The organism is Nonomuraea fuscirosea (assembly GCF_035917475.1).
GTDB lineage: Bacteria > Actinomycetota > Actinomycetes > Streptosporangiales > Streptosporangiaceae > Nonomuraea > Nonomuraea fuscirosea.
In genome coordinates, this window is sequence record NZ_CP109074.1 from 3,382,129 (window position 1) to 3,405,151 (window position 23,023).

5 protein-coding genes are annotated in these 23,023 nt (G+C 72.2%); all 5 read left to right on the forward strand.

Going from position 1 to position 23,023, the window contains the following annotated elements; genetic code table 11:
• Nucleotides 1–53: 53 nt before the first annotated feature.
• From OIE67_RS15265 to OIE67_RS15285, 5 genes are read left to right on the forward strand one after another with little or no spacing between them, the layout of a single operon-like run.
• Entirely contained in the window at nucleotides 54–797 is a 744-nt protein-coding gene (locus OIE67_RS15265) for a tryptophan 2,3-dioxygenase family protein (protein WP_326640733.1), read from the forward strand.
• Nucleotides 798–816: 19 nt separating this feature from the next.
• Nucleotides 817–2,073 carry a tryptophan 2,3-dioxygenase gene (locus OIE67_RS15270; protein ID WP_326640735.1) on the forward strand — a complete coding sequence of 419 codons (1,257 nt, stop codon included), beginning with the start codon at nucleotides 817–819 and terminating at the stop codon, nucleotides 2,071–2,073.
• Nucleotides 2,066–3,100, forward strand: coding sequence for a methyltransferase (locus OIE67_RS15275; RefSeq protein WP_326640737.1), 1,035 nt, complete (start codon nucleotides 2,066–2,068; stop codon nucleotides 3,098–3,100). The genes OIE67_RS15270 and OIE67_RS15275 overlap by 8 nt, the downstream gene beginning before the upstream one ends.
• 55 nt (nucleotides 3,101–3,155) lie before the next feature.
• A complete protein-coding gene (locus OIE67_RS15280) occupies nucleotides 3,156–13,934 on the forward strand; it encodes a non-ribosomal peptide synthetase (RefSeq protein WP_326640739.1) in 10,779 nt (3,592 codons plus the stop codon).
• 7 nt (nucleotides 13,935–13,941) lie between these two features.
• Nucleotides 13,942–23,022: a non-ribosomal peptide synthetase gene (locus OIE67_RS15285; RefSeq protein WP_326640742.1), complete on the forward strand. Its 9,081-nt coding sequence runs from the start codon at nucleotides 13,942–13,944 to the stop codon at nucleotides 23,020–23,022.
• Nucleotide 23,023: the final 1 nt, after the last annotated feature.

Below are 23,023 nucleotides of genomic sequence, written 5' to 3' on the forward strand. Positions count from 1 at the left end.
GACTGATGAAAGGTTTTGCTCGGGGACTCCGGCGGCCGTGCTAGTGAAGATGTATGACCAGCGCTCTTTCCGCGTATCGCGCGTACCGTGAATATCTGTCCCTGGACACGCTGCTGGACCTGCAGAAGCCGAATACCGGGCAGCCGGACGAATTGCTGTTCGTTGTCGTCCACCAGTCGCACGAGTTGTGGTTCAAGGAAATGCTGCACGAGCTCGGCGGTCTTCAGATGGCCCTGTCCGCGGCCGACAGCGGCCACGCCCTGCGCACGCTGCGGCGGCTGCGCGCCGGATTCGCGGTGCTGACGGCGCAGATGGAGGCACTGGAGACGCTGACCGCAGGGCAGTTCGACGCCTTCCGCGAGCGGCTGGGCGGCAGCGGCTTCTACTCGGCCCAGTTCCGCGAGATCGAGCTGGTGCTGGGCCGGTGCGACGGCGACGTGGCGCGGCAGTTCCCCGAGAGCAGCCGGGCCAGGGCGCGCATCGAGGACCGAGCGGGCCGGCCCCGGCTGTTCGCATCCTTTCTCGAGTACCTGGCGGCCTGTGGGTACCCGCCGCACGACGTGCGACTGGCCCTGCGGATGCTGGAACGCGACGACACGGTGGCGGCGCAGGTGTGTGAGGGACTGCGGGACCTGGACCAGGCATTCCAGGAGTGGCGGTTCCGGCACGCCGTCCTGGCCCGGCGGGTGATCGGCGACAAATCCGGAACGGGCGGCTCGACCGGCGCGGAGTTCCTGCGCTCGACGGTCTTCACGCCGTCGTTCCCCGAACTGTGGCACGTGCCCGATCCCCAGTGAGCCGGCGGAAGGACATCGGATGCGAGTCACGACGAAGGTCGGGGTCGGGGGCCTGAGCCCGCGGGCACTGGACGAGACGGCGAGGTGCTCGTCGTCGGCCTTGAGCAGCCTCGCGGACTGGCAGGAGGAGGCTCGCCCGGCCACGTTCCCGTTCCGCCCGATCGTGCGGCACTACCAGGCGGTCGGCCGCGGTCATGTGGACGCCGAGCTGGTCAAGGCCCTGCGCGTGCTGGCCGAGCAGGGCCGCCCGCGGGGCGGCCGCGGCGGGAGGGCGGCCGACGGGCTGATCCTGTCCTCCTGGCTGCCCTGCACCTTCGACCAGGAGGACGGGGACTACGACTCCTACGGCGCGATACGCCTGCTGCATCGCGTGGCCGAGACCGCCGCCGGAGGCCCTGACACAGGCCTCGACCTGCAACAGGTGGCGCTGCTGGCCGATCTGCTGGCCTTCGAGGCCGTCGCGGCGGCCGGACAGGAGCGCCGCTCCCCGCAGGAGGTCAGGCTCCGGGCCTGCCTGCGCGCCCTGGCGCGGGCCGGCGAGCTGGCGCCCGGAGCCGCCGGGGTGACGGCCCGGTTCCCGCCGGCGCCCGCCGCCGACCGGGCCGGGGAGCTCGCCCTGCTCGCCCTGGACGCCGTGCCGCCCGCCGTGCGGCTGGCCGCCGAGATCACGCTGCTGCCCATGACGCCGCTGCACGACGAGGTGATGTTCATCCGCAGCATCCAGGTGTTCGAGCTGGTCTACCGGCAGGTGGCGCGCTGCCTGGAACGGGCGGTGGCGGCTCTCGCCGGCGGGGACGCGGCGGCGGCGACGGCCGAGGTGCGCGACGCCGGTGCCCGCGTGGCGGCCACCGGCAGCCTCTACCGGGTGCTGACCACCATGCCGAAGGAGTCGTTCGCGCTCATCCGGTCGTCCACCGACGGCCGGAGCGCCATCCAGTCACGGGCCTACCGCGAGGTGGAGCGCCTGAGCGCGCCACTGCCCACCGAGCAACTTCCCATGGAGCTGTTACGTCTGGACGAGAGGCCGCGCCCCGGCCGCTCCCTCCAGGAGGAGTACCTGGCGGCGGGCGCGGGGCCGCCGCTGGACGGCCTGGCCGCGGCCATGGCGGGGCTGGACGAGGCATGGCAGGCGATGAAACGCACGCACTGGGGAATCACCCTCAAGATCATCGGTCGGGTGCCGGGAACAGGCGGCAGCTCCGGCGCCGACTACCTGCGGGAGGCGGCGGAACGCCCGCTGTTCCCCGCGCTGTCACCAGGAGGCAGGCATGCCTGAGCACGAGGACGGTTACCGCGAGCTGCGCCACGCGATCATGGGCTACATCGTCTCGCAGGCCATCTTCGCGGTTACCGAGGCAGGCGTGCCCGACCTGCTCGCGGACGGGCCGGCCGAGGCGGGCGACCTGGCCGAGCGGGCGGGGGCGGACGCCGACGCGCTCGTCCGGTTCCTGCGCGTGCTCGTCGCCGAGGGGCTGTTCACCGAGGGGCCGCGAGGGACCTTCGCCCTCACCGCGACGGGCGCGTACCTGCGCGCCGACCGGCCAGGCTCCCTCCGGCACCTGGTCACGCTGATGGCCGGCGAGCCCTACCGGGCATGGGGCCTCGCCGGGCACTCGCTGCGCACCGGCGAACCGGCCTTCGACGAGCTGTTCGGGCAGCCCATGTTCGCGTGGCTGCGCGCGCACCCCGCCGAGTCGGCCGCCTTCGACACCGCCCAGGCGGGCCTGGTCACCGTACGGATGCAGCCGCTGGTCGAACGCGACTGGAGCGATGCCCGCACCGTCGTGGACGTGGGCGGCGGCACCGGCGAACTGCTGAGGACGCTACTGGCGGGCAACCCGCACCTGCGCGGCGTGCTGTTCGACCTGCCGCACGTGGCCGGCGAGGCCGACGTTCCGGCGGAACGCTGCGCCGTCGTGGGCGGCGACTTCTTCACCGGCGTGCCGGCGGGCGGCGACGTTTACGTGCTGGCGCAGATTCTGCACGACTGGGACGACCACGCCGCGCTCCGCATCCTGCGCGAAGTGGCCGCCGCCATGCCGCCGCACGGCACGTTGCTCGTCGTCGAGCAGGTGATCCCCGAGGACGACGCCCGGCACCCGGAAAAGATCCTCGATCTGCACATGCTGGTGCTGCTCGGCGGGCGCGAACGGACGGCCGGCGAATGGCGGCGATTGTTCGCGGCGGGCGGATTCGCACTGACGGAAATTGAGCACGGGACACGTTCGGCATTACTCGTCGGAAAACTCCGAGGACCAGGGAGAACGATGTCCGGTCAGCAGGACAATGGCGCCGGCAATTGACTCCCCGGACTGCGGAGATTAAGGCTGTAAAAGACCTTTGAGGAGGGTGTCCCGAATGGCTTCGATCGGCGTGGTGGCGGCGCAGGAAAGTCTTTGGCTGGCACAGCGGCTGCGGCCGGATCCGCCCAACAACGTGGCCGCCGTATGGGACGTCGAGGGCGAGCTCGACCGTGCGGCGCTGAATTCCGCGCTGCGGGCCGTGCTCACCGAGGCGCGCACCGTCCTGGTCAATTTCCGCGAGGAAGCCGGACGGCTGCGCCAGGAGCCTCGCGACCTCGGCGCGTGGCAGCCCTTCGCCGAAGACTTGAGCGGGGCGGCCGACCCGGAGGCTGCGGCGCGGGCCTACGTGGCCGAACTCGCGGCCCGGCCGTTCGACCTGGAGCGGGACGTGCTGTTCCGCGCCGGCCTGCTCACGCTGGGGGAGCAGCGGTCGTTCCTCGTGCTGGTCTGCAACCACGTCGTGACCGACGCCTTCGGGCTGCTCACGCTCGTCTCGCGCCGGATCGCCGAGGTCTACACCGCGATGCGGAAGGGTGACCCCGCTCCCGGCTGGCCGGTGGAGGAGCCCGCCGCGCTGCACGAACGGGACGCGCGCTACCGGGCCTCCGACCGCTTCGCCAGGGACGCGGAGTTCTGGCGGCGCTACCTGCCGGACACGCCCGCCCCCGCCCGCCTGCCCGGCACCCCCGCTCCCGCGTCCGCCGGGGCCGACGCCGGCCGTACAGGAGTGTGGAGCCATACCGCGCGCGTGCCGCGGCACGAGGCCGACGCCTGGCAAGGGCTGGCCGGCTCGCACGGCGTGACCCTGCCGACGCTACTGATGGCGGCGGCGGCCGTCTTCTTCCGCCACATGTGCGACCTTCCCGAGCCGCTGTTCACCGTGACCGTCAACAACCGCTTCGGCGCCACGCGGCGGACCCCCGGCGTCCTGTCGAACCTCGTACCCATCAAGATCGAGGTGCCGGTGACCGCCGGCCTTCCCGCCATCCTCGACGCGACCCAGCGCGCCAAGACCGAGGTCTTCAGGCACGCCACGCACCAGGTCTCCGACATCCAGCGTGAGACCGGCCGCGCCGGAGCCGTGCGCAGCCCGTTCGGCGCGATCGTCAACATCATCCCCTTCGTCGAAGGACTGGACCTCGCCGGCAGTACGGCCTACTTCGCTGGCGGCTCGTTCGGCTCGGTGGACGAACTGATGATCTCGACCTACTTCGACGGCAGGCACGACAGCGATCTGCACGTACGGGTCGACGCCCCGGCCGCGTTCTACGGCGAGGACGACCCCGCCACGCTGAGCGAACGCCTGATCGCCACCGTCCGCGCCCTGACCGCGCACCCCGAGGCCCCGGCCGGCTCGATCGAGCTCCTGGCCGACCACGAGCGGCGGCGGCTGCTCGCCGACTTCAACGACACGGCCGTGCCACTGCCCGGCGCGACCGTCGCCGAGCTGTTCGAACGCCACGCGACGGCCAGGCCGGACGCCGTGGCCGTGGTCGCCGGCGACGTGACGCTGACCTACGGTGAGCTGAACACGCGCGCCAACCGGCTGGCGCATGCCCTCGTCGGGCGCGGCGTCACGCCCGAGTCCGTGGTGGCGGTGGCCGTGACCCGCACGGCCGACCTCGTCGCAGCCCTGCTCGGCGTCTACAAGGCCGGCGCCGTCTACCTGCCGATCGACCCCGAGTTCCCGAGCGGCCGCCTCGACTACGTGCTGTCCGACGCCCGGCCGCACGTCCTGGTGACCGACGCGGCCGGAGACCGGGCCGTGCCCTGGTCCGCCGGGACGCCGCGCCTCGGCATCGACATCACCCGCCAGGAGGGCGGCGAGGGCGACCTGCCCGCGCGGGCCCGTCCGGGCAACGTCGCCTACCTCATGTACACCTCCGGCTCCACGGGCACGCCCAAGGGCGTCGCCATCACTCACCGCAACCTCGTGGCGCTGTTCGCCGGCACGGAGCAGTGGTGCCGCTTCGGCCCGGACGACGTCTGGTCGTGCTGCCACTCGCAGGCCTTCGACGTGTCGATGTGGGAGATGTGCGGCGCGCTGCTGCACGGCGGCCGCATCGTCCTGGCCACATGGGACGTCGTACGTTCGCCTGACGCGTTGTGGCGGCTGCTGCTCCGCCACGGCGTGACGGTGCTGAGCCAGACGCCCTCGGCCTTCTACGAGCTGTCGGCCAACCGGCCCGAAGACACCTCGGGCCTGCGACTGCGCATGGTGGTCTTCGCCGGCGAGGCGCTGGACCCGGCTCGGCTGCGCGGCTGGTACCCCGGCGAGACGCCTGGCGCCCCGGTGCTGGTCAACATGTACGGCATCACCGAGACCACGGTCCACGTCACCTATCTGGAGATGCGGGCGGAGTTCGCCGAACGCGGCGCCAGCCCCATCGGAGTCCCTATCGGCAACACACGGATGTACGTGCTCGGCCCCGGCCTCACCCCGGTGCCGCCCGGCGTGATCGGAGAGCTGTACGTCGCCGGCGCGGGCGTCGGCCGCGGCTACCACGGCCGGGCCGGGCTCACCGCGCAGCGTTTCGTCGCCTGCCCGTATGGGCCGCCGGGCACCGTCATGTACCGCAGCGGCGACCTGGCGCGCTGGGCCGCCGACGGCCGCCTGGAGTTCATGGGACGCGCCGACCACCAGGTCAAGATCCGGGGCTTCCGCATCGAGCCCGCCGAGATCGAGGCGGCCCTGGAACGGCACCCGGGCGTGGCGCAGGCCGCGGTGATCGCCCGCGAAGGCCGGGGGACCGGCGGCAAGCAACTCGTCGCCTATGTCGTGCCGCAGGCCGCGGGCGGCATCGGCGGCGGGGAGGAGGTGGACTTCCGGGCCGGCGCCGATGCCGCGGAGCTGCGCGCGTGGGTGTCGGGACGGCTGCCCAAGTACATGGTCCCCGCCGCGTTCGTCCTGCTCGGCCGGCTCCCGCTGACGACCAACGGTAAGCTCGACCGGCGGGCACTGCCCGAGCCGGCGTTCGCGGGCGGCGACTACGTCGCTCCCCGCACCCTCGCAGAAGAGGCGCTGGCCGAGATCTACGCCGAGGTGCTCGGCCTGGACCGGGTCAGCGCCGAGGACGACTTCTTCACCCTGGGCGGCGACAGCATCCGCGCGATCCAGGTCGTCTCCCGTGCCCGCGCCCGCGGCCTCGCGCTCAGCCCGCGTGACGTCTTTGAGCGTCGCAGCGTGACCGACCTCGCCGACGCGATCCAGGCCGGCCAGGGGAGCGTGCTGGAGGAGCTGGAAGGCGGCGCGACCGGCTCGATGCCGCTCCTGCCGGTGGCCCGCGAGACCGTCGCGCGCGGCGGCTCCGCGTTCGCCCGGTTCGCACAGTGGATGGCCTTGACCCTGCCGCCGGAGATCGATCACACCGGCCTGGTCGCGACGCTCACCGCCGTGGTGGACCACCACGACGTGCTGCGCTCCCGGCTCGATGGCGGCGACCTGCGCGTGGAGCCGACCGGCACGGTGCCGGTGGCCCGCCTGATCCGCCGTGTCGAGCACCCGGAGGAGGTCCTGCCGGCCCTGGAGGCCGCCCAGCGCGAGCTGGACCCTGAGTACGGCTCGATGCTGCGCTTCATCTGGCTCGACCCACCCGGCCGCCCCGACGATCACGCCGATGACCGCCCCGACGACCGGGCCGGTGGGCGGCTGGTGATTCTCGCTCACCACCTCGTCGTGGACGGCGTCTCGTGGCGCATTCTGCTGCCCGATCTCGCCGCGGCCTGGGCGGACGTGCACGCGGGGCGGCCCCCGGCCCTGCCGCCCGGAGGCACCTCGATGCGCCGCTGGTCGCACGCGCTGCGATCGGAGGCGGCCCGCCGCGGGCACGAGCTGCCGGCGTGGCTCGACGTCGTCGCCACCGACGAGCCGCCGCTGGGCGCGCGTCCGCTGGACCCGGCCCGCGACGTCGCCTCGGCCACCTCGACCGTGCGCGCCCGGCTGACGCCGGCGATCACCCGTACCCTGCTGGCCCGGTGGCCCGCCGCCTTCCGCGCGGGTGTGGACGAGGGCCTGCTGGCCGCGCTCATGCTGGCGCTGCTCCGCCACCGCCGCCGCCAGGGCGTGCCCGGCACCTCCGCCGTGATCCGGCTGGAGGGGCACGGCCGCGAGGAGGACGTGGCGCCGGGCGCGGACCTGTCCCGTACCGTGGGCTGGTTCACCAGCGTCCACCCGGCCCGGCTCGACCTGGACGGGATCGACGTCGAGCAGGCCTTCGCCGCCGGTCCCGCCGCCGGAGCCGCCATCAAGGCGGTCAAGGAGCAACTGCGCTCCCTTCCCGACCACGGCATCGGGTACGGCCTGCTTCGCCACCTCAATGAGGAGACCGCGGCCGAGCTGAGCCGCCGTCCCGAGGGGCAGATCATCTTCAACTATCTCGGACGTCTCTCCGAGGACCTGGACGGCGACGCCTGGGGGCCCGCGCCGGAATGGCCAGAACTCGTCGCCATGCCCGACCCAGCGCTGCCCGTCCCCGCCGCGTTGCAGGTGGACGCCCTGATCACCGGCGAGCAGACGCTGACGGCGCTGTTCACCTTTCCGGACGAGGTGTTGTCCCGCGACGAGGTGGAGGAACTGGCCGAGCTGTGGGCCGCCGCCGTCTCGGCACTCGCCGAGCACGCCGCCACGCCGGACGCGGGCGGCCTGACGCCCTCGGACCTGACCCTCACCGGCGTGAGCCGGCACCAGCTCGAAGCATGGGAGTACGCATGGCCCGGCCTGTCCGACGTCTGGCCGCTGACGCCCCTCCAGTCCGGCATGCTCTTCCACTCGATGCTCACCGGTGCGGGCGCTGACGCGTACCAGATGCAGCTGGTTCTCCGCCTTGACGGTCCGCTCGACCCGGCGCGGCTGCGCGCGGCCGGGCAGGCGCTGCTCGACCGGCACCCGAACCTGCGCGTCGCGTTCGCCGCCGACGAGGCCGGCGACCTGGCCCAGCTCGTGGTGGACGGAGTCCGGCTGCCGTGGCGCGAGCACGACCTGTCCGGGCTCGACGAGGCCGGGCGCGCCCGCGAGCTGGAGCGCCTGCTGGCGGGGGACCGCGGCGTCCGCTTCGACCCCGCCGCCCCGCCGCTGCTGCGGCTGACGCTCGTCACGCTCGGCGCCGGCCGGGCCGAGCTCGTCCTCAGCACCCACCACGCCCTCCTCGACGGCTGGTCACTCCCGCGCCTGATGCAGGATCTCCTGCGGATTTACGCGGCGCAGGGCGAGCCGGACGGCCTGCCCAGGGCCGGTGGGTTCCGCGACTTCCTGGCCTGGCTGCGCTCCCGCGATCACGACGCGTCGCTGCGGGCCTGGGCCCGCGAACTCGAAGGGGTGGCAGAGCCGACGCTGCTGGCGGCGAGCCTGCCCGCCCGCACCGCCGATGCGGGCATCGGCCAGACCGACGTCCCGCTGCCCCCGGACGTGGCCGCCGCCCTTTCACGCCGCGCCGCCGAGCTGGGCGTCACCCTCAACACGCTGGTGCAGGGAGCCTGGGGCGTGCTGCTGGCCGAGCTGACCGGACGCACGGACGTGACGTTCGGCACCACCGTCTCCGGCCGGACACCCGCGCTGCCCGGTGTCGAGGACATGGTCGGCCTATTCATCAACACCGTGCCGGTCCGCGTGCCCTGCGCGCCCGCCGACACCTTCGCGCAGATGCTCGCCCGTGTGCAGGAACGGCAGGCGGCGTTGCTCGAACACCACCACATCGGGCTCGGTGACATCCAGCGGACCACCGGCCTCAGCACCCTGTTCGACACCCTGGTCGTGTTCGAGTCCTACCCGGTCGACCGGATCGGCCTCGACGAGGCCAACGCCACGGCCGGCCTCGCGGTCACCGGAGTCCGGCCGTTCACCGCGACCCACTACCCGGTGGCGCTGCTCGCCACCGCCGACCCCCACCTGCGGCTCACCGTGCAGTACCAGCGTGACCGGCTCTCCGGCGCCGACGCCGACCGGCTGGCGCGCCGCCTCGTGCGCGTCCTCCGGCACCTGGCCGACGACCCGCAGGCCCGTCCCGCGCAGCTTGACCTGCTCGAACCCGGCGAACGCCACCGGCTGCTGCACCAGCTCAACGACACCGCCGTCGCGACACCGCCGCTGACCATCCCCGGCCTCGTCGAACGCCAGGTGGAACGGACGCCCGACGCCCCGGCCGTGACGTCCGGCGGGCGCGCCCTCACCTACCGCGAGCTGGACACCCGCGCCAACCGGCTCGCCCACGACCTGATCGCCCGCGGCGCGGGCCCGGAGACCGTGGTGGCGCTGGCCCTGCCCCGGTCCGCGGAGCTGGTCGTGGCCGTGCTCGGCGTGCTCAAGGCGGGCGCCGCCTACCTGCCGATCGACCCCGGATTCCCCAGCAGCCGGCTGGACTTCGTGCTCGCCGACGCCCGTCCCGCGCTGCTGCTCACCGATCCCGCCACCGAGCGGGCGGTGCACGACACGCGCATCCCGCGAATCCACCTCGGCGAACTCGGCTCCGGACCCGAGCACGCCCCCCGGACCGGGCTTCTGCCCGGCAACACCGCCTACCTGATGTACACCTCGGGCTCCACCGGCGAGCCGAAGGGCGTCGCGATCACGCACGGCAACGTCGTCAACGGTGTGCTGCGCCTGAACGACGTCCTCGGCCTGCCGCCACGCGCCCGGATGCTCACGGGCACCTCGATCAGCTTCGACGTGTCGGTGTTCGAGCTGTTCAGCACGCTCTGCCGGGGCGGGACGGCCGAGATCGTCCGGGACGTGCTCGTGCTCGGCGAGCACGACGCCTGGACGGGCGGCGTGATCAGCACGGTCCCGTCGGCCTTCGCCGAGCTCGTCGGCGGGCTCGACGGGCGGGTCACGGCCGACGCGGTCGTGTTCGCGGGCGAGGCGCTGCCGGCCTCACTCGTCCGGCAGGCCCGCACGGCGCTGCCCGGCGCGAAGATCGTCAACGCGTACGGGCAGACGGAGACCTTCTACGCCACGACCTGCCTGCTCGGCACGGCCGCCACCAGGAGCGGCGGCGGCGCCCCCATCGGCAGGCCGCTGGGCAACATGCGCGTCTACGTGCTCGGCCCCGGGCTCAAGCCGGTGCCGTCCGGCGCCGCGGGTGAGCTCTACGTCGCCGGCGCTTGCGTGGGACGCGGTTACCACAACCGTCCGGGGTTGACCGGCGAGCGGTTCGTCGCCGACCCGTTCGGGCCGCCCGGCGGGCGGATGTATCGCACCGGTGACCTGGCCCGCTGGAACGCGGCCGGGGAGCTGGAGTATCTGGGCCGTCTGGACAATCAGGTCAAGATCCGGGGGTTCCGGATCGAACCAGCCGAGGTCGAGGCGGCTCTGGCCGCGCATCCGCTGGTGGAGCAGGCAGTGGTCGTGGCGCGGGACGACCGGCTGGTGGCGTACGCGGTGGGCCGGGTCGAGGGCGAGGTCCTGCGCGGTTTCGCCCGGGACAGGCTGCCGGAGTACATGGTGCCCGTCGCCGTCGTGGTGCTGCCGGCGCTGCCGCTGATGCCGAACGGGAAGGTGGATCGGGCGGCGTTGCCTGCTCCTGAGTTCGGTGTGTCGGTGTATCGGGCGCCGTCGGCGGGTGAGGAGGAGGTGCTCTGCGGGTTGTTCTCGGAGGTGCTGGGGGTGGAGCGGGTCGGTGTGGACGACGACTTCTTCGCTTTGGGCGGGCATTCCCTGCTCGCGACCCGGCTCGTCAGCCGCATCCGCGCGACACTCCGCGTCGAGGTCCCCATCAGGGCCGTCTTCCAGGCCCCCACGGTCGCCGAGCTGGCCTGCCACCTGACCCCGGACCTGGCGGTCCGGCCCCCTCTGCGGGCGGTCGCCGCACGGCCCGCCCGCCTGCCGCTGTCCTTCGCGCAGCGTCGGTTGTGGTTCATTGATCGGTTCGAGGGTTCGTCGTCGACGTACAACCTGCCGGTGGTGTTGCGGTTGTGCGGTGATGTGGATGTGGTGGCGTTGCGGGCGGCGATCGGTGATGTGGTGGGGCGGCATGAGAGTTTGCGGACGGTGTTCGTCGAGGATGTGGGTGGGGTGCCGGGTCAGCGGGTGATTCCGGCTGCGGAGGTGGTGGTGGGGTTGCCGGTGGTGGAGCCGGTGGATGTGGGGGCGGCGGTGGCGGAGGCGGTGGGGTATGTGTTCGATCTTTCGGGGGAGGTGCCGGTTCGGGCGACTTTGGTGCGGGTGGGGGTTCGTGAGCATGTGCTGGTGTTGTTGTTGCATCACATTGCGGCGGATGGGGAGTCGGCGGCGCCGTTGGCGCGGGATCTGTCGGTGGCGTATCGGGCGCGGTTGGCGGGGCGGGTGCCGGGGTGGGTGGAGTTGCCGGTGCAGTACGCGGATTACACGTTGTGGCAGCACGAGTTGCTGGGTGATGAGCGGCTGGTGGCGTCGCAGGTGGGGTATTGGCGGCGGGAGCTGGCGGGTTTGCCGCAGCCGGTGCGGTTGCCGGTGGATCGGCCGCGTCCGGCGGTGGCCGGTTATCGGGGTGGGACGGTGGGGTTCGGGCTCGGGCCGGATCTGCTGGCGCGGGTGGAGGGGGTGGCTCGGGGCCGGGGGGCGACTGTGCCGATGGTGTTGCAGGCCGCGTTGGCGGTGTTGCTGCACCGGCTGGGGGCGGGAACGGATGTCGCGATCGGCTCGCCCATCGCCGGCCGCACCGACGAGGCCCTGACCGACCTGGTGGGTCTCTTCCTCAACACCTGGGTGCTGAGGGTGGACCTGTCCGGGCGGCCGTCGTTCGAGGACGTCCTCGCCCACGTCCGGAGCAAGGCGATCGCCGCTTACGACAACCAGGACGTGCCGTTCGAACGGCTGGTGGAACTGCTCAACCCCGAGCGCTCGACCGCCTACCACCCGCTCTTCCAGGTCATGTTCGCCTGGCAGAGCACCCCGTGGCCCCACCTCGACCTGCCGGGGCTCGAAGCCGTCATGGAACAGGTCTCTCCGGGGTCGGCCAAGTTTGACCTGTTCTTCAACCTCTCGCCGGACGGCAAAGGAACGCTGGAGTACGCGGAGGACCTGTTCGACCCGGCGTCCGCCGAGCGGCTGGCCGAGCGGTTCACGGACGTCGTCCGCCAGGTCGTGACAGACCCGGCCGTCCCGATCCCGGACGTGGAGGTGCTGGCCGACGAGGAGCGGCGGCGACTCGTGCACGAGCACAACCGCACGACAGCACCCGTCGAGACGGCCGACCTCGCCGGACTCATCGAGCGGCAGGCCGCGCTCAGTCCTGAGGCGCCGGCGTTGACTTTCGGTGGGCGTACGTTCACTTATCGGGAGTTGAACGGCTGGGCCAATCGGCTGGCGCACTGGCTGGTCGAGCGGGGTGCGGGGCCGGAGCGGCGGATCGCGGTGCGGTTGCCGCGTTCGGCTGAGCTGGTGGTGGCGTTGCTGGCCGTGGCCAAGACCGGTGGCGCGTATGTGCCGTTGGATCCGGCGTATCCGCCGGCTCGGGTGGAGTTCGTGCTCGGTGACGCCGCACCTGTTCTGGAACTGGGAGCCGAGGAGCTGGCGTCTGATCTGGCCGGCTATCCGGACACTGATCCGGTGCGCCGGGTGTCGCCGGGTAACGCCGCTTATGTCATCTACACCTCCGGCTCGACCGGGGTCCCGAAGGGTGTGGTGGTCAGCCGGCAGGCGCTGGTCAACTTCCTCACCGACATGCGAGATCGCTGCCGTTTGACCGGCCGGGATCGGTTGCTGGCGGTCACCACCGTCGCCTTCGACATCGCGGCGCTGGAGTTGTTCGGTCCTCTCATCTGCGGTGGTCAGGTGATTCTCGCCGAACGGTCTGATCCGCAGGTGCTCGCCGGCCTGCTTACCGGGCATGCGGTGTCGGTCATGCAGGCGACTCCGTCGTTGTGGCAGATGATGACCGCCCACGACCCGGCCCTGCTCACCGGCATCCGCCTGCTGACCGGGGGAGAGGCGCTACCCGCTCCGCTGGCCGTGCAACTGTGCGAGCACGGGGCCGAGCTGATCAATCTCTATGGGCCGACGGAGACCACGATCTGGTCCACCGCCGTCACTGTGACCGGACCTCCGACGATCGGCCGGCCGATCGCCAACACCCAGGTCTACGTCCTGGACGACTACCTGCAACCCGTCCCCACCCAGACTCCGGGTGAGCTTTACATCGCCGGTGACGGCCTGGCCCGCGGCTACCACAACCGGCCAGGATTGACCGCCGAGCGGTTCGTCGCCAACCCCTTCGGGCCACCCGGCGGGCGGATGTATCGCACCGGCGACCTGGCCCGCTGGAACGCGGCTGGGGAGCTGGAGTATCTGGGCCGTCTGGACGACCAGGTCAAGATCCGCGGACACCGCATCGAACCCGGCGAGATCGAGACCGTCCTCACCGCACACCCCCTCGTCGAGCAGGCCGTCGTGGTGGCACGTGACGGGCGGCTGGTGGCCTATGTGGTGGGCCAGGCCCAGGAGGAGGCGCTGCGGAGCTTCGTGCGCGAGCGGCTGCCGGAGTACATGGTGCCCGTCGCCGTCGTGGTGCTGCCGGCGCTGCCGCTGATGCCGAACGGGAAGGTGGATCGGGCGGCGTTGCCTGCTCCTGAGTTCGGTGTGTCGGTGTATCGGGCGCCGTCGGCGGGTGAGGAGGAGGTGCTCTGCGGGTTGTTCTCGGAGGTGCTGGGGGTGGAGCGGGTCGGTGTGGACGACGACTTCTTCGCTTTGGGCGGGCATTCCCTGCTCGCGACCCGGCTCGTCAGCCGCATCCGCGCGACACTCCGCCTCGAAGTGCCGATCCGGATGCTCTTCGAGTCCCCGTCCGTAGCCCAGCTGGCGCGACGCCGGCAGGAGCTGTCCACGTCCGTCAGGGCACCGCTCCGCAGGATGACCGAAAGGTGAGCACATCATGATCCCCCTCTCCTTCGCGCAGCGTCGGTTGTGGTTCATTGATCGGTTCGAGGGTTCGTCGTCGACGTACAACCTGCCGGTGGTGTTGCGGTTGTGCGGTGATGTGGATGTGGTGGCGTTGCGGGCGGCGATCGGTGATGTGGTGGGGCGGCATGAGAGTTTGCGGACGGTGTTCGTCGAGGATGTGGGTGGGGTGCCGGGTCAGCGGGTGATTCCGGCTGCGGAGGTGGTGGTGGGGTTGCCGGTGGTGGAGCCGGTGGATGTGGGGGCGGCGGTGGCGGAGGCGGTGGGGTATGTGTTCGATCTTTCGGGGGAGGTGCCGGTTCGGGCGACTTTGGTGCGGGTGGGGGTTCGTGAGCATGTGCTGGTGTTGTTGTTGCATCACATTGCGGCGGATGGGGAGTCGGCGGCGCCGTTGGCGCGGGATCTGTCGGTGGCGTATCGGGCGCGGTTGGCGGGGCGGGTGCCGGGGTGGGTGGAGTTGCCGGTGCAGTACGCGGATTACACGTTGTGGCAGCACGAGTTGCTGGGTGATGAGCGGCTGGTGGCGTCGCAGGTGGGGTATTGGCGGCGGGAGCTGGCGGGTTTGCCGCAGCCGGTGCGGTTGCCGGTGGATCGGCCGCGTCCGGCGGTGGCCGGTTATCGGGGTGGGACGGTGGGGTTCGGGCTCGGGCCGGATCTGCTGGCGCGGGTGGAGGGGGTGGCTCGGGGCCGGGGGGCGACTGTGCCGATGGTGTTGCAGGCCGCGTTGGCGGTGTTGCTGCACCGGCTGGGGGCGGGAACGGATGTCGCGATCGGCTCGCCCATCGCCGGCCGCACCGACGAAGCACTCAAGGACCTCATCGGACTGTTCACCAACACGTGGGTGCTGCGCGTCGACCTGTCCGGCGACCCCACGTTCGAGCAGGTGGTGGACGAGGTGCGGCGCAAGGCGCTGAATGCCTACGACAACCAGGACGTGCCCTTCGAACGGCTGGTGGAACTGCTCAACCCCGAGCGCTCGACCGCCTACCACCCGCTCTTCCAGGTCATGTTCGGCTGGCAGAACAACACCCCGGCCGACAGCCACTTCCCCGGCCTGCGGGTGACGTACGAGCCGGTCGACACGGGCACCGCGAAGTTCGACCTGTTCTTCAACCTCTCGCCGGACGGCAAAGGAACGCTGGAGTACGCGGAGGACCTGTTCGACCCGGCGTCCGCCGAGCGGCTGGCCGAGCGGTTCACGGACGTCGTCCGCCAGGTCGTGACAGACCCGGCCGCCTCTGTGGGATCGGTGCGCGTGATGACGTCGGACGAACGACGGCACTTGGTGCAGGACGCCAACGACACCGCCGTGCCCCTGCCGCGTACGTCCCTGGCGGAGCTGGTAGAACAGCAGGCCGCGCTCAGTCCTGAGGCGCCGGCGTTGACTTTCGGTGGGCGTACGTTCACTTATCGGGAGTTGAACGGCTGGGCCAATCGGCTGGCGCACTGGCTGGTCGAGCGGGGTGCGGGGCCGGAGCGGCGGATCGCGGTGCGGTTGCCGCGTTCGGCTGAGCTGGTGGTGGCGTTGCTGGCCGTGGCCAAGACCGGTGGCGCGTATGTGCCGTTGGATCCGGCGTATCCGCCGGCTCGGGTGGAGTTCGTGCTCGGTGACGCCGCACCTGTTCTGGAACTGGGAGCCGAGGAGCTGGCGTCTGATCTGGCCGGCTATCCGGACACTGATCCGGTGCGCCGGGTGTCGCCGGGTAACGCCGCTTATGTCATCTACACCTCCGGCTCGACCGGGGTCCCGAAGGGTGTGGTGGTCAGCCGGCAGGCGCTGGTCAACTTCCTCACCGACATGCGAGATCGCTGCCGTTTGACCGGCCGGGATCGGTTGCTGGCGGTCACCACCGTCGCCTTCGACATCGCGGCGCTGGAGTTGTTCGGTCCTCTCATCTGCGGTGGTCAGGTGATTCTCGCCGAACGGTCTGATCCGCAGGTGCTCGCCGGCCTGCTTACCGGGCATGCGGTGTCGGTCATGCAGGCGACTCCGTCGTTGTGGCAGATGATGACCGCCCACGACCCGGCCCTGCTCACCGGCATCCGCCTGCTGACCGGGGGAGAGGCGCTACCCGCTCCGCTGGCCGTGCAACTGTGCGAGCACGGGGCCGAGCTGATCAATCTCTATGGGCCGACGGAGACCACGATCTGGTCCACCGCCGTCACTGTGACCGGACCTCCGACGATCGGCCGGCCGATCGCCAACACCCAGGTCTACGTCCTGGACGACTACCTGCAACCCGTCCCCACCCAGACTCCGGGTGAGCTTTACATCGCCGGTGACGGCCTGGCCCGCGGCTACCACAACCGGCCAGGATTGACCGCCGAGCGGTTCGTCGCCAACCCCTTCGGGCCACCCGGCGGGCGGATGTATCGCACCGGCGACCTGGCCCGCTGGAACGCGGCCGGGGAGCTGGAGTATCTGGGCCGTCTGGACGACCAGGTCAAGATCCGCGGACACCGCATCGAACCCGGCGAGATCGAGACCGTCCTCACCGCACACCCCCTCGTCGAGCAGGCCGTCGTGGTGGCCAGGGAAGGCGAGGCCGACGACCGGCGTCTGGTCGCCTACGTGGTTCCCGCCGTCGCCGGCGGCGAAGAGGGGGCCGCCGCCCAGGTCGAGGAGTGGCAGCACGTCTACGACCAGGCGTACGCGGACTCCGCCGCGAAGGAGTGGGCCGACGACTTCTCGGTCTGGACATCCAGCTACACCGGCGAGCCGATCCCCGTCGAGGACATGCGCGAATGGCGGGACGCGGCGGTGGCCGGCGTCACGCGGTGGTCGCCGCGGCGGGTGCTGGAGATCGGCGCGGGCAACGGCCTGCTGCTGTCCAGGATCGCGCCGCGGACGCAGGAGTACTGGGCGACCGACTTCTCCCCGTCGGTGATCGAGCGGCTGCGGCCCGAGGTGGGCAGGAACGTCCGGCTTCTGTGCCGGCCGGCCGACGACGTCAGCGGCCTGCCGGAAGGGCACTTCGACACCGTCGTGCTCAACTCCGTCGCCCAGTACTTCCCCGGCCCCGGCTACCTGGACCGGGTGCTGCGCCTGGCCTGGCGGCTGCTGGCCCCCGGCGGCCGCATCGTGCTCGGCGACATCCGGCGGGCCGCGACCCTGCCGCTGCTCCAGGCGGCCGTGCAGCGGGGACGGCAGCCGGAGGAGCCGGCCCCCGCCGTGCGCGCCCTGGTGGAGCAGGCGCTGCTGGTCGAACGGGAACTGGTGGTGGACCCCGATTGGTTCACCGCCTGGGCAGAGACGAACGCGGCCGGAGCACTCGACGTCCGGCTCAAGCCGGGCGGCCGGCACAACGAGCTGACCAGGCACCGCTACGAGGTCGTGCTGCACAAGCAGCCCGTACGGCCGACGCGGCTCGACGACCTGGAGACGGTCCCGTGGACCGCGCTGGACGACGTCCCGGAGTCCGGGCCGGTGCGCGTCACCGGCATCCCCAACGCCCGTCTCGCCGCAGAGGCCGCGACGGCCCGCGCGCTGTCCGTCCTCGCGGGCCCGCCGCCCGCCGGCCCCGCGCTGGACCCGCACGAGCTGGCCGCCTGGGCGCGCCGAAGGGGCAGGAGCGCCCTGGTCACCTGGTCGCCGGCGGGGCCTGAGTGCTTCGACGCGATCCTGCTGCCCGGCGACGTGCCAGCGGACCAGGTCTGCTCCGGCGCCTTCGTCCCGGTCGCGAGCGACGGCCGGACGTGGACGAACCAGCCCACTGCCGCCCGCGAGATCGGCACCCTCGGCGCGCTGCTGCGCGCGCACGCGCGGGAGCGGCTGCCGGAGTACATGGTGCCCGCCACCGTGGTCGCGATCGGCCGGATGCCGCTGACCGCCAACGGCAAGATCGACCGCGGGGCGCTGCCCGCGCCCGGCCGGTCCGGCTCCGGCACCGGCCGCGCCCCGCGCACCCCGCGCGAGGAGAAACTCTGCGGGCTGTTCGCCGAGGTGCTCGGCTTGGACCGGGTCGGCGCCGACGACGGCTTCTTCGACCTGGGCGGCCACTCCTTGCTGGCCACCCGGCTGGTGAGCCGCATCCGCACCGTCCTCGGCGCCGAGTTGCCGATCCGGGACCTGTTCGAGACGCCCACGCCCGCCGGGCTGGCCGACCGGATCGGCGGAGGGCGGCGGGTGCGTCCCCGGCTCGACCCCATGCCACGGCCGGCCAGGCTGCCGCTGTCGTTCGCGCAGCGCCGGCTGTGGTTCATCCACCGCTTCGAGGGGCCGTCGCCGACGTACAACCTGCCCATCGTGCTGCGCCTGACCGGCGAGCTCGACGTGCCGGCGCTGCGCGCCGCGCTGCTGGACGTGGTGACCAGGCACGAGAGCCTGCGCACGATCTTTCCCGAGGATGCTGAGGGCATGCCGTACCAGTACGTTGTCCCGCCGGGGGAGGTCGTGCTCGACCTGCCCGTCACCGCTCCCGACGAGCTGGCGCCGGCGGTCGCCCGCGCCGTGGACCACGAGTTCGACCTGGCGGAGGAGATTCCCGTCCGGGCGAGCGTGCTCCGTGGGTCGGCGCGCGAGCACGTGCTCGTCCTGCTGGTCCACCACATCGCCGGGGACGGCGGCTCCTCCGCCCCGCTCGCCCGCGACCTGTCCGCCGCCTACGCCGCCCGGCTCGCGGGCGCAGCCCCGAGCTGGGCCGGGCTGCCCGTCCAGTACGCGGACTACACGCTGTGGCAGCGCGAGCTGCTGGGTGATGAGAACGACCCGGACAGCCTGGTCTCGGCGCAGACCCGCTACTGGCGCGGGGAGCTGGACGGCGTGCCGCAGCCCGTCCAGCTCCCCACCGACCGTCCCCGCCCGGCCGTGGCAGGCAACGGCGGCGACGCGGTCGGCGTCCGGCTGGATCCTGCCGTGCTGGCCCGGGTCGAGGAGCTGGCCAGGGAGCAGGGTGTGACCGTCCCGATGGTGCTGCAGTCCGCGCTGGCGGTGCTGCTGTGGCGGCTCGGCGCCGGCGACGACGTGACGATCGGCTCGCCGATCGCCGGCCGCACCGACGAGGCGCTGGCCGACCTGGTGGGCTTCTTCGTCAACACCTGGGTGCTGCGGGTGGACCTGTCAGGACGGCCGTCGTTCAGCGAGCTGCTCGGCCGCGTCAAGGAAAAGGCGCTGGCCGCCTACGACAACCAGGACGTGCCCTTCGAGGACCTGGTGGAGCTGCTGAACCCCGAGCGTTCTACCGCCTACCACCCGCTGTTCCAGGTCATGTTCGCCTGGCAGAACAACGCCCCGAGCGCGAGCGCGATGCCGGGCCTGGACGTCAGGCTGGAGCCCGTGCCCACGCGCAGGGCCAAGTTCGACCTGTTCTTCAACCTCGCCCCCGACGGCGCGGGCACGCTGGAGTACGCGAAGGACCTGTTCGACCGCGGCACGGCCGAGGCCGTCGCCGCCCGCTTCGCCCGCCTCGTGAGCCACCTCGTCACCCACACGGGCGACACCATCGGCGACGGCGACGTGCTCCTGCCGGGCGAGCGCGAGGAACTGCTGGAGCGGGCGGGCACCGCCCGGCACACCCTAAGGACCCTGCCCGAACTGTTCGCCGCCCAGGTACGCCGCACCCCGGGCGCCACGGCCATGACCGCCGGCGGGGACGAGTGGACCTACGCCGAGCTCGACCGCTGGTCCGACCGTATCGCCCGGCACCTGATCGGCCGTGGCGCGGGTCCTGAGCGGCGGGTGGCCCTGCTGCTCGAACGCTCGCCGCTGCTGGTCGCGGCCATCCTGGGCGTGGTGAAGAGCGGGGCGGCGTACGTGCCGATCGACCCGGACTTCCCGCCGGAGCGCGTCGCCTACATGCTGCGCGACGCTGAGCCGGTGGCCGTACTGGACCAGGAGTGGGCGGCCGACAACGGGGCCCGGCTGCCGGACGGGCCGCCGCCCGAGGTGCGGGTGCGCCCGGACAACGCCGCCTACGTGATGTACACCTCGGGCTCCACCGGGCGGCCCAAGGGCGTGGAGATCACCCACCGCAACGTCGCGGACCTCGCGCTCGACGACTGCTGGGGGCGGGCGCACCGGCGCGTGCTGGTGCACTCCCCGCACAGCTTCGACGCCTCGACCTACGAGTTGTGGACGCCGCTGACCTCGGGTGGCACGCTCGTGCTGGCCCCGCCCGGCAAGCTCTTTCTGGCGGCCATGGCCGAGGCCGTCGAGCAGGGCGGGGTCACCGGCCTGTGGCTGACGGCCGGCCTGTTCGCCGTGATGGCCGAGGAGTACCCCGGCTGCTTCGCCGGCGTGGAGGAGGTGTGGGCCGGCGGCGAGGCGCTGCCGCCCGAGGCCGTACGGCGCGTGCTGCGTCCCGGCCTGACCGTGGTGAACGGCTACGGCCCCACCGAGACCACCACTTTCGCCGCCCGCCACCGCGTCCGCGCCCTGCCGCCCGGCGCGAAGAGCGTGCCCATCGGCGAGCCCATGCGGGGCATGCGGCTCTACGTCCTGGACGAGAGCCTGGAGTTGGCGCCGCCGGGCGTGGCGGGCGAGCTGTTCCTCGCAGGTGAAGGGCTCGGCCGCGGCTACGTCCGCCGCCCTGGACTCACCGCCGAACGGTTCGTCGCCTGCCGCCACGGTCGGCCCGGCGAGCGCATGTACCGCACCGGTGACCTCGTCCGGTGGAACGCGGACGGCCGGCTGGAGTACCTGGGCCGCGTGGACGACCAGCTCAAGGTCAGGGGGTTCCGCATCGAGCCCGCCGAGATCGAGGCGGTGCTGCTGGAGGACGCCGGGGTCGCCCAGGCCGCGGTGATCGCCCGCGAGGACCGCCCGGGGGACCGCAGGCTGGTCGCCTACGTGGTGCCCGGCACCGCGCTGGCCTCCGGCGACGAGGCGGCCGAGCACGTCCGCGAGTGGCGGCAGGTCTACGACTCCATGTACGAGGGCGGCGAGGTGCGGCCAGGCCCGCTCGGCGCCGACTTCACCGGCTGGAACAGCTCCTACACCGGCCGTCCGATCCCGCAGGAGGAGATGCGGGCCTGGCGTGACGCGGCCGTGGCGCGTGTCCTGGCGCACCGGCCGCGCCGGGTGCTGGAGCTCGGCGTCGGCTCCGGCCTGCTGCTGGCCCCGCTGACGCCGCACGTCGAGGAGTACTGGGGCACCGACTTCTCCGCCTCCGTCATCGACCGGCTGCGCGGCCAGGTGGCCAGGCAGCCGTGGGGCGAGCGCGTCACACTGCGCTGCCAGCCGGCCGAGGAAGCCGCCGGCCTGCCCGTCGGCCACTTCGACACCGTCGTGCTCAACTCCGTCGTGCAGTACTTCCCAGACGCCGGCTACCTGGCCCACGTGCTGGACCTCGCCATGGGTCTGCTGTCCCCGGGCGGCCGGGTCGTCGTGGGCGACGTGCGCAACCTGGCGACGCTGCGAGCCTTCCACACCGCCGTGCACCGGGCCCAGCATCCCGACGACCCCCCGGCCGTCGTGCGGGCCGCGGTCGAACGGGCCGTGCTCGCCGACAAGGAGCTCGTCCTCGACCCTGAGTTCTTCACGACCTGGGCCGCGCGCAACGCCGCCGTCGGCGCCGTGGACGTCCAGCTCAAACGCGGCGGCCACCACAACGAGCTGACCAGGCACCGCTACGAGGTCGTGCTGCACAAGCAGCCGGTGCGACCCTTGAAAGCGGCCGACGTCCCTGCGCTCATGTGGGGCGAGGACGTCATGGCACTGGCCGACCTGCGTCCCGAGGGCCCGGTGCGGCTGACCGGGCTGCCCAACGCCCGCCTGCTCAGCGAGGCCGGGCCGGCGGGCGGCGTCGACCCTGAGGCGCTGAGCGCATGGGGCGCGGCGCGCGGCCTCACCGCACGCTGCACCTGGTCGGCGACGGACCCCGGCGGCTTCGAGGCGGTGCTCACCCCGTCGGCGCAGACCTGCGTGGACGGCGTCTTCCGGCCCAGCGGCGTGCGGGAGCGGCTGGTCAACACCCCGACCGTCGCCCGCGGTGTCGGAGTGCTGCTGGCCGCGCTGCGCGAACGTGTGACCGGCAGGTTGCCCGAGTACATGATGCCGAGCGCGTTCGTGGTGCTCGACCGGCTGCCGCTGACCGGCAACGGCAAGCTCGACCGGGCCGCACTGCCTCAGCCCGAGTTCGCGGGCGGCGTCTACCGGGCGCCGCGCGACCGCCGGGAGGAGGCGCTGGCCAAGCTCTTCAGCGAAGTGCTCGGCCTGGACCGGATCGGCGTCGACGACGACTTCTTCGCCATGGGCGGGCACTCGCTGCGGGTCATCCGCCTCACCTGGCGCATCCGCGCCGAACTGGGCGTCGAGGTGCCGATCAGGACGGTCTTCCAGGCACCCACGGTCGCCGAGCTGGCCGTGCACCTGGACGCCGCCCACCCGCCCGAGAGCCAGGACCCGTTCGCCGTCGTGCTGCCGATCAGAACCGGTGGGTCGCAGCCGCCGCTGTGGTGGTTCCACTCCGGTGGCGGGCTGTGCTGGCCCTACATGGGTTTCGCCGCGCATCTGCGCGAGAACCATCCCGTCTACGGCGTGCAGGCCCGCGGCTTCCACCACTCGCACCCGCGGCCCGGCTCGATCGAGGAGATGGTCGAGGACTACCTCGCGCAGCTCCTCACCGTCCAGCCGGAGGGGCCGTTCCGCCTGCTCGGCTGGTCGCTGGGTGGCACGATCGCGCACGCCGCCGCAGCCGAGCTGCAACGCCGCGGCCACGAGGTCGCGCTGCTGGGCCTGCTGGACTGCGCGCCGGCGAGCTACTTCACCCGGCACGCGCCGGACGACCCCGACCCCGGCGAGGTCAGAGAGTTCTTCGAAAAGTACATGCGTCACCTCGACGACATGGACGAGTACGACCTCATCGTCGAGACCTCGGCCTCGCTCATGGTCGAGCACACCGCGATGATGAAGAGGTTCCGCTCGCCGGTCTACCGCGGCACCACGCTGTTCTTCAACGCGCTGCTGAACCCCGAGGATTACGCCGCGCTGTGGCGGCCCCACGTCGAGGGGAAACTCCAGCAGCACGACATCCGCTGCACCCACCAGGAGATGTACCGGCCGGAACACGCGGCTGAGATATGCAGGATCGTCAATCTCGCACTCGGAGAGGACTGAC

What these genes read in the sequence shown, in the direction of transcription:
- OIE67_RS15275 (WP_326640737.1), top strand. Translation starts at nt 2,066, where the DNA reads ATGCCTGAGCACGAGGACGGTTACCGCGAGCTGCGCCACGCGATCATG.
- OIE67_RS15265 (WP_326640733.1), top strand. Translation starts at nt 54, where the DNA reads ATGACCAGCGCTCTTTCCGCGTATCGCGCGTACCGTGAATATCTGTCC.
- OIE67_RS15285 (WP_326640742.1), top strand. Translation starts at nt 13,942, where the DNA reads ATGATCCCCCTCTCCTTCGCGCAGCGTCGGTTGTGGTTCATTGATCGG.
- OIE67_RS15270 (WP_326640735.1), top strand. Translation starts at nt 817, where the DNA reads ATGCGAGTCACGACGAAGGTCGGGGTCGGGGGCCTGAGCCCGCGGGCA.
- OIE67_RS15280 (WP_326640739.1), top strand. Translation starts at nt 3,156, where the DNA reads ATGGCTTCGATCGGCGTGGTGGCGGCGCAGGAAAGTCTTTGGCTGGCA.